Genomic DNA, 13,551 nt, shown 5'->3' on the forward strand with positions numbered 1-13,551 from the left:
TAAAATTATTTCTTTTCAAAAATTCATAAAAAATTTTTTTTACATCTTTTTTCAAAAAAATATTTTCGCTTCCAACAAAAAATTTTCCACTAAATTTTTTAACTAATTTAAAAATAATTTCTTTTTTCAAATTTTCACTTCCAATTCCAATTTCAATTCCATTTTGAACGGTTGATTTTGAAATAATATTTTTTTTATTTTTCAAAAGTTTATCCAAAATCATGCTGTATAGAATATCGCTATCCAAATAAAAAATCAAAAGTAAATTATTTTTCAAAAGTTTTTCATTTTTTTCTTCAATTGGAAAAGATAAAAAATCAGGAATTTCAATATCATAATAATTCAAAATATTTTTTTCTTCGTAAAAACTTTCAATTTGAAATTTTATATTCAAAAAATAAAAATTTTTTTCAAAATTTATTTTAAAATTTAAAATTCTAATAAAGGAGAGGAAAATGGTAAAAATAGGTGTTTTAACGATCAGTGATCGCGCTAGCGGTGGCGTTTACGAGGATTTAGGAGGCAAAGAGATAATTGCCGTGATGGATGATTGGCTAACTTGCGAGAAAGAGTATTTTTATGAAATAGTTCCAGATGAGCTGGAGCTGATCAAAGATAAGCTGATTTATCTTTGCGATGAAGCGGGTTGTGATTTAGTGCTAACTACGGGTGGCACGGGTCCTGCTCCACGCGATGTAACGCCTGAAGCGACCGAAGCGGTAAGTGAGAAATTAATGCCAGGCTTTGGCGAACTAATGCGCGCAGAAAGCCAAAAGATCGTGCCTACGGCAATTTTATCGCGCCAGATAGCAGCGATCCGCAAAAAGTCTCTGATTATAAACTTACCAGGCAATCCAAAAGCGATTAAAGAGTGCCTTCTACCAGTGTTTCCTGCCGTGCCGTATTGTATTGATCTAATGGGAGGAAATTACATAACAGCGGATGAAAATAAGATAAAAATATTCCGTCCTAAACGCAAATAATTCGCAAAATTTAGCAGGAATTAAATGATTTATGATATTATTTGGGCGCAAATTTAAGGAAAAATATGAAAATAAATCACAACGATATTTTGGAATTTCATAAATATTTTAGCAAAATCAGCCACAGCAAAGGTCGTATTCGTATCCGCGTAAGTCCTAAAATTAGGGAGTTGCGAGATAGTGTGAGCGAGGAGAGTCTGAAGGCTAAAATAGCTGCAATTCGCGGGATAAAAGAGTATAAATTTAACTCTCTAATCGGCTCGCTGACGATTCATTATGATGAAAGCGTTTTTCCGATGCACCTTTGGGAGCAGTTTTTAAGCGGCATCAGTTCGCCGGAGCTAGTAGCGCTTGTAAATTCCAATATAGAGGCGATTTCTTGAACGAAGAAGCATTGCGTAGCACTAAAAAATCGCGCAGAATTTCTAATAAATCTCGGAATTTAAATGAGGCGCAAATTGCAGATATTGCTCTTTTGCTCGAAAAAGAGGCACAAATTTTACAGTTTTATTCGTTGGGCGCAGTTAAATTTCAAGATAAAAAGTTAGGAGAAATTCTATCTTTACGAGCCGAATTACTTGAGCGGATGTTAGACTTTGCAAATTCTTGTGGGCTTGGTGCTATGCCTCCTGAAAATAGCAGTGAGGCACTGGTTGCAAAAGGTATGAATGAGTTTTTGGCTTCGGCGCTTTTGATAGAAAAAAGCTCTATGATGTTTTATGACGATCTAATTAATTCGTGCAAGAACGCGGAATTTAAAGAGCAGCTATATAAGGCGCAGGCGGTTTCGTATAATGAAATTTTGCCGATTTTAAAGGAATTAAATTCTAAATACGAGGTTGATTTAAATTCTTTGAATTTCACTGATTTATTAAATGAAATTTTAAAAAATCCGCAGGGATTAGAGCGGATATTTCAAAAATACGATTTGCAAAATATCTTAAATAGCGCATTTTCCAATTTAATTAAAGGAATTTTGCAGAAAAATTAAATTAGGATTGCAAAAATCTAAAAAAGTCGCTATAATATCAAAATCTATGTAAAGTTGATAAAATGGCTTTATAATCTTAACACAAGGAGAATGAAATGCCGATCCCATTTCTAGCAGGTTTTGCGCTTGGTTGCGCGGCGGTTTACGCTTATAACAATCGAGATAAAATCAAAGAAGGTGCGAATAAAATCGTAAGTAGCAAAAGCGTCGAGGAGCTAAAAAATAGCGTCAAAGGCGGAGCGGAAAAATTAAGCAAAAAATCAAAAGAAATTTTTGCGGAAGCCAAAGAAGGCCTAGACGATGTCGCTGAGGCGGTAAAAAGTAAAAGAAAGTCTGGCGGTAAAAAAGCTGCGACAAGTAGCGATAGCACTGCAAAAAAAACCAGAAAAAAGCCGGGACCAAAACCGGGATTTAAAAGAACTAAAAAATCCACCGCGAGCGCTAAGACTGGCGCAACACCGGTAGGTGAGACATCCGCAGCATCTACTACTCCGCTTAATATCCCGCAGATCGTAAAAATGGACGATAATTCTTCGGCTAAATTTACGTCCGCAGACGATAAATCAGAAAAATAGAGGCTTAAATGAATAGATCACTTACGACACAGCGTTCGCCGCTGGATCACGTTTTAAGCGGCGCTATAGCGGGGGCGATCGGCGGTTGCGCCGTAGAGCTCGTTAAAGCCAAAGAAGGCAAGAGCAAATCTAAAGCGATTCGAGATGCGTTAGATATAGCGCTAAGCGGCGGTATCATCGGCGGCGGCGCGATTTACAGCGCAAATAAGCTCGTACAAGGCGAGTATCTACGCGCAGTGGCAGGCGTCGCAGTATGCGTAGGCGCGCTCATTGCGGGTAGAAATTTTATTCTTAAGGTAGGCAATGAGTAATCCGTATATCACAAAAAAAGATTTGAAAGAAATTCTAGACGATTACGATTTTGGTGGCAATAAATATTCTAGCGGCTCTGCGGGTGGCTTTGCTGGCGATGATAAGCTCGGCGGTTGGGCAAAATGGATAAATGAGCGGGTAAATTCTACACCTTTTAATAGCTCAGCCTCCGACAATGGCTCGAATAATAAAGATTCCGCCGCTCAAAGCTCAAGTGATGTAAATTCTACTCAGGGCTCCGCTTTCGGTGGAATTTTTAATTCCTTGGGTGGCAGGCAAAACGCGAACGGCTTATTTGGTAGCAACTCATTTATCACAGGTATCGTTCTAGGTGCTGCGGCAACCTATTTTCTAACCGACGAAAATGCGCAAAAAAAGCTTTTTAAGCTCATCGCAAAGGGCACCGAGATGTTTCAGATGGGCGTTGAAGAGATGAAGGAGCGATTCGAAGACGCCAAGGCAGAGATGCAAGAGTAGTCGATGCAAAATTTTAAAATTTTACACGAGACTAAAACTAGACTACGTATAAAGGTCGCGGGCTTTAAAGGGCTTGATACGAGTGCACTGCAAAAAGCTGCTGTGAGGCTTGAAGGCGTAACGGAAGCTAGATTTAACGCTAAAATCGGCTCTTTGATTCTTAAGCTTGACGCAGACGTAAATAAGGCAGGAATTCTAAAGCAACTTGCGGCTTTAAATTTAAGCGAGTTAAAATCAATTATCCCCGCTAACCATAAAAATTTGCCAAGCAAAAACGAATTTATCTTAGCGCTTCTTGCGTTGGGCGGAAATTTAATCTTTCGCACTTCGCCTTTAGTGCACGCATTTAGCATCGTAGCGTGCATGCCTATCTTAAAAGAGGGCATTAAAGAAAGCTTTCGCCACGGGCTTACTTCAAAGGGCTTGGAGGCTGCTGCTGTGGGGATTTCGCTCGCTCGCGGCGACGTATTTGCCGCAAACAGCACCAACGCGATGCTCGCTCTTGGCGAATACATGGAGGAAAGCACCGTTTATAAAAGCGACGATCTTATCCGTGAGCTCGCCCGCCCGGACATCGCCGAGGCGTGGGTCGAGATAGATCAAGACGGCAAAAAGACCGAAGTCAAAATCGCAACTTCCAAGCTAAAGGTGGGCGACATCGTGGTCGTGGGTGCAGGCGACGTCATAGCCGTGGACGGGCACGTCGTAAGCGGCGAAGCGATGATAAATCAAGCCAATATGACGGGCGAATCGGTTGCGGTGAAAAAATCTCGCGGCGATAGCGTGCTAAGCGGCACGATCGTAGAGGAGGGCAGGATCCGCATCTGGGCGGAAAACGTCGGCGAAAACACCTCTACGCAACGTATCAAGCACTACATCACGGCATCTCTTAACGAGCGCTCCAGCATCGGCATGCATACGACCCATCTAGCCGACAAGCTCGTGCCGGTGACCTTCGGGCTTGCGGGCGTGTCCTATCTGATAAATCGAAATTTTATGACCGTAGCTTCGGTGCTCCAGGCGGATTACTCTTGCGCGCTTAAGCTGCCTACGCCGGTTGCTTTTAAGTCAAGCATCTCAAAAGCGGGCAAGAACGGGATTTTGATCAAAGGCGCCAAGGCTCTTGAGTCGCTTGCGAGCGCCGATACCTTCGTATTCGATAAGACGGGCACGCTTACGTACGGCAACCTGGAAGTCGCCGAGATCATATCGTTTGACGAGCGCTTTAGCAAAAACGATATTTTAAATTTAACCGCAAGCGCCGAGGAGCATTACTTTCATCCCGTAGCCGAGGCGATCGTGGATGCGGCTAAAAAGCACGGTTTTATCCACAAACACCATGACGAGGTGGAATTCGTCGTCGCTCACGGCGTTAAAACCAGCATCGAGGGCAAAAAGCTTATCATCGGCTCGCGCCACTTTCTGGAGGATGACGAGATGATCTCGTTTGCGGCGCATGAGCAGACCATCGATCTTGCGATACAAAAGGGGCTCGCGCTGCTTTACATCGCATTTGACGGCAGGCTTTTGGGGCTCATCGGACTTAGGGATGAAGTGCGCGCAAACGCCCGCACCGTCATCGCTAGGCTCCGCGAGTTGGGCGCTAAACAGATCGTCATGCTAAGCGGCGACGTGAGCTCAAAAGCCCGCGCCGTAGCCAAAAAACTCGGCGTAGATCGCTATTACGGCGAATTGCTGCCGACGCAAAAGACCGAAATTTTAGAACAACTCAAAGCCGAGGGGCGAAAGGTAGTCTTCGTGGGCGACGGCATAAACGATGCGCCGAGCCTGATGAAGGCGGACATCGGCATCAGCATGCTAAACGGCGCCGAGATCGCCAAGGCTTCCGCGCAGATCGGGCTTTTGAAAAACGATATCGAGGGCGTAGCGCAAGTAAAGGCGCTGGCCAACGACACGCTGCGGCTCGTAAATCGAAATTTCAACGCCACCGTGGGGATAAATTCGATCATTTTATTTTTGGCGACCTTCGGCGCGCTAAGTCCCGTAGCTACGGCGCTGCTGCATAACGGCACGACGATTGGGCTACTACTAAATTCCATTAAAGGGGTAAAATTTGAGCATTGAAGATAAAATTTTGGATCTAAATTTTCAGCGCAAAGCGGCTAAAGTGACGCTCGGAGTGAGTATGGGTATCACGGCTCTAACCGCGCTGAATATGAACTCGCGCATGTCGCAGCTGCATAAAGTTTCGGGTGCAGTGATGCTGGCAAGCGCGATCTGGCACGCTAGCCTTTACGGCTCGCCGTACAGCGAGTTTCTGCAAAATAGAAAAGCAAAGAGCAGGGGCAGAAAGAGATCCGTAGCAAATTTAACCTTGGAAAATCTTCCGGACGGCAAAAGTACGTCAGTAAAAAGCGCTCCCGCAAAAAGAAAGCCTCGCGCGCGTAAAAGCGCCTAGCGGCATAGCGCGTCGCGGCTTTAAAGCGCAAAGATAAACTCTAAAGCCGCTAAATTTCTTTAAACGCAGTCGCCGAATAAAACGTCGTAAGCGGTCAAATTTGCACCGTTTTCAGCTAAATTTGCTATCAATAATCTCACTTCGTAAATTTAATCGAATTTGTATTTTCAAATTTTGTGGTCATAGTTTCGCTTGCAAATTTTACGTTTTGCAGTTGCGGCGACTCCGCTACTTAAATTTTAATTCGCAAACGCTTCATAATATCCTTTAAATTTAACCCGTCTTTACCTGGCGCAAATTTAAATTTCGCTACAATCGCTTTTTAAAATTTTGCGCCGAGCGCGCGAAAAGAGGCTAAAAAAGCCAAAAAGCTAAATTTAAAGGATCAAGATGGATTTTCAAATAGACGCCGCAGACGGCGCGGCGCGCGCCTGCACGATCCGCACGGCGCACAGCACGATCCGCACCCCCATTTTTATGCCGGTCGGCACCGTGGGCGCGGTCAAAGCGCTCGATGCGACGGACGTGGAGCAGCTCCTGGGCGCGCAGATCATCCTTGCTAACACCTATCATATGTATCTGCGCCCGGGCTCACGGGTAGTGGCGGAATTCGGCGGGCTGCACGGATTTACGAAATTTGCCCGCAGCTTTCTGACCGACAGCGGCGGCTTTCAGGCCTTTAGCCTGCGCGCAAATACCAAAAACGACGAGGGCGGCATAAAATTTAAAAGCCACATCGACGGCAGCACGCATTATTTCACGCCGCGCTCGGTGCTGGATACGCAGTATGAGCTAAACTCCGATATTATGATGATTTTAGACGATTTGGTGGAACTGCCGCGTGAACCTGGCGCGCTTAGCGCGGATGAGAAATCGCGGCTTAAAAAGCGGATCGATCTAAGCGTCGCGCGCACGATAAAATGGGCTCGCGAGGCGATAGATTATCACGAGGAGATGAAATCTCGGGGCCTGCACGCTCATCAAAATATCTTCGGTATCATCCAGGGCGGCACCGATCCGCAGGCGCGCAAATTTTGCGCCGAAGCGCTGTGCGAGATGAGCTTCGACGGGCTTGCGATCGGAGGGCTCAGCGTGGGCGAGAAAAACGAGCTGATGTACGAAACCGTAGAGGCTATGATGCCATACGTCGATGCGGCGCGCCCGCGATATTTGATGGGGGTCGGCACGCCCGAGGATCTCGTCGAAAACGTCGCTCGCGGCGTGGATATGTTCGACTGCGTGATGCCCACGCGCAACGCCCGCAACGGCACGCTATTTACGAGCTTCGGCAAGATCAGCATCAAAAACGCGGGCTTTATCAGCGATCACGATCCGATCGATCCGCACTGCGACTGCTACACGTGCAAGCGCTTCAGCCGCAGCTATCTAAATCATCTATTTCGCGCGCGCGAGCTTAGCTTTTACCGCCTCGCGAGCATTCACAATCTACACTATTACCTGCGCCTTGCCGCGGATATGAGAGAGGCGATCATGCACGGGCGGTTTGCGGAGTTTAGGCGTGAATTTTACGCCGCACGAAACATAGCCCGAGATTAATTTCGGCGGGCGAAGACGCGGAATTTAGCGCGATAGTTAAATTTAGCCGCGGCGACGGGGCGGATTTTAATACGGCGCGCGCGGTTAGATTTAAACGCGACAAAATTTGGGCGATGAAATTTTAAGAGCTGTGTAGCGTGGAGCTTGTAGCTTAAAATTTGATTTAAATCCGCGCTTAGATTTTTGTATCGATTAGAATTTTATTTTGGCAAAATTTTATTATGATAGAGCTATGTCTTGGAATTTCGCCGTAGAATATGAGATAAAATTTAGTTTTGAAGCTTAGCACTGAATCTGTGGATAAAATTCTGCGTTGATATGCGCTGAGCGCGCGAGATTTAAAGATGGAATTTAGCGGTAGGATTTTACAGACGCGATGTCAAATTGCCACGGCTTCAAATAAAAGGGGGACATTGCATTGAAATTCGCAGGCATTGGTGTTATTTTGTAAGCCGTGCGTTACGCATATAAAAGACATATATTGCTTTAGGGCGTGCGATCTGCGCCTACAATTGCGGAATTTTATTGCGATAAAATTTTAATGCGGTAGAATTTTACTTTGATAAAGTTCAAATTTCCGTTAAATTCTGTCGTCGTGCTAAATTTTGCGATGAAATTTTGAGTGGAATTCTATCGTAGTAAAATTTCATCGCAGCCAAATCTGCGGCAAAATTTTGTAGAATTTATTTTTTGATCCGCCTTAGCATACAAAATCCAAGGAAATAAAGCGGCGACATAACGATAAAAATTATGATGTATCTCCATGCCGTGCTCGCAAAAAATAGCCCCGTAAGTTCCATAAATTTCATCGACGCGCCAGTATAGCGGTCGCCGATACCGATGAAAATAATAGCTGCGAGCTCCACGAGCAGCGCAGGAGCAAATAGGATCGAGCCTGCAGTTTTGAAAAACATAAACGCAAACGCCTTGAACTTATAATAAAACGAAATGAGCCCAAGTCCGATCACGCCGCAGATGAAAAACTGCTCGAACTCATCTAGCCCCAGGCTCTTATCCTGTAGGATCGTAGAGATGACGCACAGGATGATAAAGACGTTGTAATTCGCCATTTGACGCATTGGGTATTGATCGTGCGTCGCTATGGAGAGTAGGTTTATCGCGCGGTTAAGCGGCAGCAGATAAAATAGCGCAAAACTAAGGAAAATCAGCAGATCCATTACCATATAAACCGTATCTTGATTGACGTAGTCTTGGATCTGCGAAAAAGATAGAAATATGCTTGCAATTTGCGAGCGGAATATCAAAATAATGACTATCGGCACTATGGGCAGGATTATGGATTTAAGTCCTTCCTTGCGGATAGATGAAGTATAAATTTTACTCTCGACACTTTGCGTAGTGCGCAGATCATCGGTTTGGACGAACTCAAATCCAAAGAATTTCGGTTTTTTTGCACTCGTAGGCTTGGCTTTGCGGTTAAATTTAAATTTATTAAATTTTTTTGCGACCTTCGTTTCTTTTACGGCAGATATATCGTTTGCAATATTTTCGGTAGAGCTTTGAAAGGATGGCGTTTCGGATATATTGTTTTCTGCAGAATTCTTATCACCAAAAATTTCATCGTTTTGTTTTGCAGATTCTTTTGGCTGTGGGGCTACTTTTTGCGCTACGCGGTCTTTAGATTTAGAGCCCTCGACGCGCTTTATATTTATCGCGCTGGATGTTAGCGTGTCGAAGCTTACCTCATCGCCATCGGTTAGGCTAGGATCGCGCTCGCCAAGCATTTCGTAGCTATACTCGACCCCGCCTGTGGCGACTATGACATTTTCACCTCTGATAAATCCGATAAGTCTCATATACTAACATTCCCCGATTTTTTAATGAGAAATATTAGTCAAAATGAACTTAAAAAACGATTATTCTACGGTGACGCTTTTGGCTAAATTTCGCGGCATATCCACATCATTGCCAAGTCTGACGGAGATCTCAAGAGCTAGAATTTGTAAAATTATCATCATCTCAAAAAATTCGCTCATCGCGTGGCTCTGCTCGCTTGTTTTGATAAAATCATCCGCGATTTCCGGCTCTTCCGGGCTGATAGCTAAAATATACGCATCGCGCGCGGCAAGCTCTTCGACATTGCTTTTGGTTTTTTCATAAAGTGCATTTTTAGGCATTAGCGCGATCGTAAAAAGATTAGAATCCGCAAGAGCGATCGGACCGTGTTTCATCTCGCCGCTCGGATAGCCCTCCGCGTGCAGATAAGAGATCTCTTTGAGCTTGAGTGCGCCCTCAAGAGCGAGCGGATAGAAAATATCGCGACCGATAAAGAAAAAGCCGTGCCCATGCAGATAGTGCTTACTCATGCGGTAAATTTTATCCTGCAAGCCGTCTTTGATCTTTAAAATTTGCGGGATATGAAGCATCGCTGAAATTTCAGCGGAATTCATGCGCGCTGAGATGACCTCGCGCAGATTTGCAAGATAGATCACAAACATCCATAGCACCATTACCTGCGTCGCAAAAGCCTTCGTGGAGGCTACGCCCTTTTCGATGCCTGCGCGAGTTAGAATCACGCTGCCCGCCATGCGCACGATCGAGCTATTATCGACGTTGCATATCGCAAGCGTTCTAAGACCGGCTTTTTTAGCGATATGCAGCGCCTCTAAGGTGTCGGCGGTCTCGCCACTTTGCGAGATCACGATAAATAAGGAATTCTTGTTTAAAAATGGTTCTTTATAGCGGAATTCGCTGGCAACTTCTACTTTTGCGCGGATTTTAGCGATGCGCTCGAAAAGATACGAACTTACGAGCGCGGCGTGATAGCTCGTACCGCAGGCGCATAGCACGACCTCATCGATCCCCTCAAACAGCGACGCGTCAAGTTCGTCAAATTTTATCTTGCCGCCCTTGATTACGCGCCCCATCATCGCTTCGGTTACGACTTGCGCTTGCTCGTAAATTTCTTTTTCCATAAAAAATCTAAAGCCCTCTTTTTGCGCATAGCCTTTATCTTTAGGAAGCTCACTAAAGGCGCAATTATGCGGTTTAGAGTTTTTAAAAATGTCGATTTGCCCTAGTTTGGCGACGCCGTAAATTTGATCGTCCAGATACGCAGCCGTATTCGCAAGCCCGATGAGCGGAGCGTCCGAGGAGCTAAAGAAAATTTCGTTTTTATCGTTTTTTGCGACGATGAGCGGAGCTGCATTTTTAGCAAAGAAAATTTCGCCGGGTGCTGCCTTGGTGATCAAAAGCGTTGCGTATGCGCCTTTTAGCCGTTTAATTGTGGCTTCATATGCCTTAAATGCGTCGTTACTAGCCTTGAAATTTTTTTCAAAAAGATGTACGATCACTTCGGTATCGGTCTGGCTTAAAAATTTCACGCCGTCCGCTTCGAGCTCATCTTTTAGCTCGATGTAGTTTTCGATGATGCCGTTATGTACGACGAAGCTAAAATCTCCAAAATGCGGATGCGCGTTAAGCTCGGTGGGCTTTCCGTGCGTCGCCCAGCGAGTATGTCCGATCGCAACGCCAAAGCCTTGCGAAGTGAAATCTTTCATCTTTTCTTCGAGATTATTTAGCTTGCCGACCGCTTTGAAGTACTTTATATTCGCACTCTCATCCATCACGGCAAGCCCAGCGCTGTCATATCCGCGATACTCGAGTTCTTTCAGTCCGTTTATTATGATTTTTTTCTTTTCGGCATTTCCTATGTAGCCTACGATTCCACACATTTTGCTTTCCTTATTTAAAATTTGGCGCCCATTTTACTACGCTATTTTAAATTAACGAAATTCGGCTCTAAATTTAGTCCGCTTATCCATTTTGTAAGCAAAAAATTATATAATTAGCTCAAAATTTGGCTTGGGAAATCGATGGAAATTTTAGAAAAACTACAAAGCGGCGAGAGATTAAATTACGAAGACGGCGTGAAATTATGGGATTTGGATCTTTTCGATCTGGGCAAATTCGCCTTTGCTATTCGCAAGCAAAAAAACGGCAAAAACGTCTATTTCAACGCAAATCGTCATATAAATCCTTCGAATTTATGCGCAGATACCTGTAAATTTTGCGCATTTTCGGCGCACCGCAAGAACGACGGGGCTTACACGATGAGCGACGATGAGATCATGCGTATCGTGGACGAGACGGTAGCGCGCGGCACGAAGGAGATTCATATCGTAAGCTCGCACAATCCGTTCGTTACGCCGCAGCAATATTTGGGAATTTTTAAAGCGATAAAGCAAAAATATCCGCTTGTGCATATCAAGGCGATGACCGCGGCGGAGATCGATTACTGGCGGCGAAAGTGGAAGATGAGCTACGAGGAGACGATAGAGCTGATGATGCAAAGCGGCGTGGATTCGATGCCTGGCGGCGGCGCCGAAATTTTTGACGAGGACGTGCGCGATAAAATTTGCAAAGGCAAGGTCTCAAGCGAGCAGTGGCTGCAAATCCACTCGCTGTGGCATGCGCGCGGGCGTCAGAGCAACGCCACGATGCTCTTTGGACATATCGAAAGCCGTGCTCACCGCATTGATCACATCTTGCGCATCCGCGCTCTGCAAGATGAGAGCCTAGCTCGCGATAACGGCGGCGGTTTCAACGCCTTCATCCCGCTCGTGTATCAGCGCGAGAACAATTACCTGGACGTGAAGGGCTTTTTGGGCTCGGTCGAAATTTTAAAAACGATCGCGATTAGTAGAATTTTGCTTGACAACGTTGCGCATATCAAGGCGTATTGGGCGACCTCGACCTTAAATTTAGCCCTCGTAGCGCAGGATTTCGGCGCGGATGATCTTGACGGCACGATCGAGAACGAAAGCATTCAAAGCAGCGCCGGCGCCGGCAGCAAAAAAGGGCAGAGCAAGCGCGATTTTATCGATATGATCAGCACGGCGGGCTTTGTGCCGGTCGAGCGCGACAGCTTGTATAACCAGATCGAAATTTACGAATAAATTCTAAAGGAGGAGCAAGTGGAGAAATTCTTTCATCTCGCTGCCGCGAAAACGTCGGTAAAACAGGAGCTTATCGCAGGGCTTACTACGTTTTTGGCGATGATTTACATCGTGCCGGTAAATGCTAACATTATGAGCATCGCAGGCATGCCGTTTGATGCGCTGGTTACGGCAACTGCGCTTATTACGATAATCGCAACGCTATTTAACGGGCTCTTTGCAAATACCCCCGTAGCGCTTAGCGTCGGCATGGGGCTAAATGCGTATTTTACCTTTGCGTTGTGCGTGGATGCGAAGATGCCGTGGCAGAGCGCACTTGGCATCGTAGCGATAAGCGGGGCACTTTTTACCGTGCTTTCGTTTACCAATTTTCGCGTTTGGGTTATCAAATCTATCCCGCTTGATCTGCGTCGCGCCATAAGTGCGGGTATCGGGGCTTTCATCTGCTTTATCGGACTTAAACAGATGGGCGTCATCGCGCCTAGTCAGGCGACGCTAGTAACTTTAGGAAATTTAAAAGATCTAAACGTTTTACTTGGAATTTTAGGCTTAGCGGTCGTGCTTGTGCTCTTCGTGCTTAGGATCAAGGCGGCGTTTATCTTAAGCATCTTGATTACTTCGTGCGTTGCGTGGGTGGCTGGAATTTCGCCCGCACCTCATGGCATCGTAAGCGCGCCAAGCGGCATAACGCCGATATTTGCTAAGCTAGATATCCCCGGAGCGCTAAAGCTCGCGTTTGTACCTTTTATAATCACATTTTTCGTCACGCATCTATTCGATAGCATCGGTACTCTAACCGGCGTGGGAAACCGCGCGGGGCTTTTTGGAGAGAATAGCAAAGACGGCATGAAAAAACTATCTAGAAATTTAACTTCCGATGCGATAGGAAGCGTCGCAGGCGCCATTATCGGCACGAGCACGGTTACTGCATTTGCTGAAAGCGCGAGCGGAGTAGAAGCGGGCGGCCGCACGGGGCTTACCGCGGTATTTTGCGCTATATTTTTCGTGCTGACGCTGTTTATGCTACCGCTATTTAAAGCGATCCCTGCAAATGCGATCTATCCGATCCTTGTAATGGTCGGGGTTCTGATGTTTAGCGAGCTTGGCAAGATCGATTATAGCGACGCGGGAATTCTAATCCCTGCCTTTTTTATAGTGTTTTTGATGCCTTTTACCTATTCGATCACCAATGGCTTAAGCTTCGGCTTTATCGCTTATATCGTAGTTAGACTCGCTCAGCGCAGGATAAAAGATTTAAATTTCGGCGTTTTGACGCTTGGCGCGATTAGCGTTTTAGTATTTTTAATGCATTAAATTT

At 45.4% G+C, this 13,551-nt stretch carries 14 protein-coding genes; 11 read left to right on the forward strand and 3 right to left on the reverse strand.

Going from position 1 to position 13,551, the window contains the following annotated elements; genetic code table 11:
* The coding region (locus Q0393_RS08650) for a hypothetical protein (RefSeq protein WP_298979507.1) at positions 1 to 346 on the reverse strand (346 nt) is incomplete at its 3' end.
* A gap of 109 nt (positions 347 to 455) precedes the next feature.
* Between Q0393_RS08650 and mog the strand changes: the two genes are divergently transcribed.
* From mog to tgt, 9 genes are all read left to right on the forward strand, one after another.
* Positions 456 to 983: a molybdopterin adenylyltransferase gene (gene mog, locus Q0393_RS08655; protein ID WP_297894536.1), complete on the forward strand. Its 528-nt coding sequence runs from the start codon at positions 456 to 458 to the stop codon at positions 981 to 983.
* 65 nt (positions 984 to 1,048) lie between these two features.
* Entirely contained in the window at positions 1,049 to 1,366 is a 318-nt protein-coding gene (locus Q0393_RS08660; protein ID WP_291936786.1) for an HMA2 domain-containing protein, read from the forward strand.
* Positions 1,363 to 1,974 (forward strand): hypothetical protein, encoded by a 612-nt coding sequence (locus Q0393_RS08665; protein WP_298979509.1) that lies wholly within the window; start codon positions 1,363 to 1,365, stop codon positions 1,972 to 1,974. The genes Q0393_RS08660 and Q0393_RS08665 overlap by 4 nt, the downstream gene beginning before the upstream one ends.
* Before the next feature lie 95 nt (positions 1,975 to 2,069).
* A complete protein-coding gene (locus tag Q0393_RS08670; protein ID WP_298081810.1) occupies positions 2,070 to 2,549 on the forward strand; it encodes a hypothetical protein in 480 nt (159 codons plus the stop codon).
* Between the two features lie 8 nt (positions 2,550 to 2,557).
* Positions 2,558 to 2,860: a Cys/Met metabolism pyridoxal-phosphate-dependent enzyme gene (locus tag Q0393_RS08675; protein ID WP_298979511.1), complete on the forward strand. Its 303-nt coding sequence runs from the start codon at positions 2,558 to 2,560 to the stop codon at positions 2,858 to 2,860.
* The gene (locus tag Q0393_RS08680) at positions 2,853 to 3,338 is read left to right on the forward strand and encodes a hypothetical protein (protein WP_298979513.1); all 486 of its coding nucleotides are present in this window, start codon (positions 2,853 to 2,855) and stop codon (positions 3,336 to 3,338) included. The genes Q0393_RS08675 and Q0393_RS08680 overlap by 8 nt, the downstream gene beginning before the upstream one ends.
* 3 nt (positions 3,339 to 3,341) lie before the next feature.
* On the forward strand, positions 3,342 to 5,423 hold the full coding sequence (locus Q0393_RS08685; RefSeq protein WP_298979515.1) for a heavy metal translocating P-type ATPase: 2,082 nt from the start codon (positions 3,342 to 3,344) through the stop codon (positions 5,421 to 5,423).
* On the forward strand, positions 5,413 to 5,757 hold the full coding sequence (locus Q0393_RS08690) for a hypothetical protein (RefSeq protein ID WP_298979517.1): 345 nt from the start codon (positions 5,413 to 5,415) through the stop codon (positions 5,755 to 5,757). The genes Q0393_RS08685 and Q0393_RS08690 overlap by 11 nt, the downstream gene beginning before the upstream one ends.
* A gap of 390 nt (positions 5,758 to 6,147) precedes the next feature.
* Positions 6,148 to 7,314 (forward strand): tRNA guanosine(34) transglycosylase Tgt, encoded by a 1,167-nt coding sequence (gene tgt / locus Q0393_RS08695; RefSeq protein WP_298979519.1) that lies wholly within the window; start codon positions 6,148 to 6,150, stop codon positions 7,312 to 7,314.
* A 683-nt stretch (positions 7,315 to 7,997) separates the two neighbouring features.
* Here tgt and Q0393_RS08700 read toward each other — a convergent pair.
* Together Q0393_RS08700 and glmS are read right to left on the reverse strand one after the other, a co-directional pair.
* A complete protein-coding gene (locus Q0393_RS08700) occupies positions 7,998 to 9,131 on the reverse strand; it encodes a hypothetical protein (protein WP_298979523.1) in 1,134 nt (377 codons plus the stop codon).
* A gap of 60 nt (positions 9,132 to 9,191) precedes the next feature.
* Positions 9,192 to 11,009 (reverse strand): glutamine--fructose-6-phosphate transaminase (isomerizing), encoded by a 1,818-nt coding sequence (glmS, locus tag Q0393_RS08705; RefSeq protein ID WP_298979525.1) that lies wholly within the window; start codon positions 11,007 to 11,009, stop codon positions 9,192 to 9,194.
* Between the two features lie 141 nt (positions 11,010 to 11,150).
* Between glmS and mqnE the strand changes: the two genes are divergently transcribed.
* Positions 11,151 to 12,233 carry an aminofutalosine synthase MqnE gene (gene mqnE / locus Q0393_RS08710; RefSeq protein WP_298979527.1) on the forward strand — a complete coding sequence of 361 codons (1,083 nt, stop codon included), beginning with the start codon at positions 11,151 to 11,153 and terminating at the stop codon, positions 12,231 to 12,233.
* A gap of 18 nt (positions 12,234 to 12,251) precedes the next feature.
* Positions 12,252 to 13,547 carry an NCS2 family permease gene (locus tag Q0393_RS08715; protein ID WP_298979529.1) on the forward strand — a complete coding sequence of 432 codons (1,296 nt, stop codon included), beginning with the start codon at positions 12,252 to 12,254 and terminating at the stop codon, positions 13,545 to 13,547.
* Positions 13,548 to 13,551: the final 4 nt, after the last annotated feature.

Origin of the sequence: uncultured Campylobacter sp. (assembly GCF_938015785.1) — a bacterium.
Taxonomy (GTDB): domain Bacteria; phylum Campylobacterota; class Campylobacteria; order Campylobacterales; family Campylobacteraceae; genus Campylobacter_B.

Coding starts and splice junctions, on each gene's coding strand:
- mqnE (WP_298979527.1), top strand. CDS start 11,151: ATGGAAATTTTAGAAAAACTACAAAGCGGCGAGAGATTAAATTACGAA.
- Q0393_RS08670 (WP_298081810.1), top strand. CDS start 2,070: ATGCCGATCCCATTTCTAGCAGGTTTTGCGCTTGGTTGCGCGGCGGTT.
- Q0393_RS08675 (WP_298979511.1), top strand. CDS start 2,558: ATGAATAGATCACTTACGACACAGCGTTCGCCGCTGGATCACGTTTTA.
- Q0393_RS08700 (WP_298979523.1), bottom strand. CDS start 9,131: ATGAGACTTATCGGATTTATCAGAGGTGAAAATGTCATAGTCGCCACA.
- mog (WP_297894536.1), top strand. CDS start 456: ATGGTAAAAATAGGTGTTTTAACGATCAGTGATCGCGCTAGCGGTGGC.
- tgt (WP_298979519.1), top strand. CDS start 6,148: ATGGATTTTCAAATAGACGCCGCAGACGGCGCGGCGCGCGCCTGCACG.
- Q0393_RS08685 (WP_298979515.1), top strand. CDS start 3,342: ATGCAAAATTTTAAAATTTTACACGAGACTAAAACTAGACTACGTATA.
- Q0393_RS08660 (WP_291936786.1), top strand. CDS start 1,049: ATGAAAATAAATCACAACGATATTTTGGAATTTCATAAATATTTTAGC.
- glmS (WP_298979525.1), bottom strand. CDS start 11,009: ATGTGTGGAATCGTAGGCTACATAGGAAATGCCGAAAAGAAAAAAATC.
- Q0393_RS08680 (WP_298979513.1), top strand. CDS start 2,853: ATGAGTAATCCGTATATCACAAAAAAAGATTTGAAAGAAATTCTAGAC.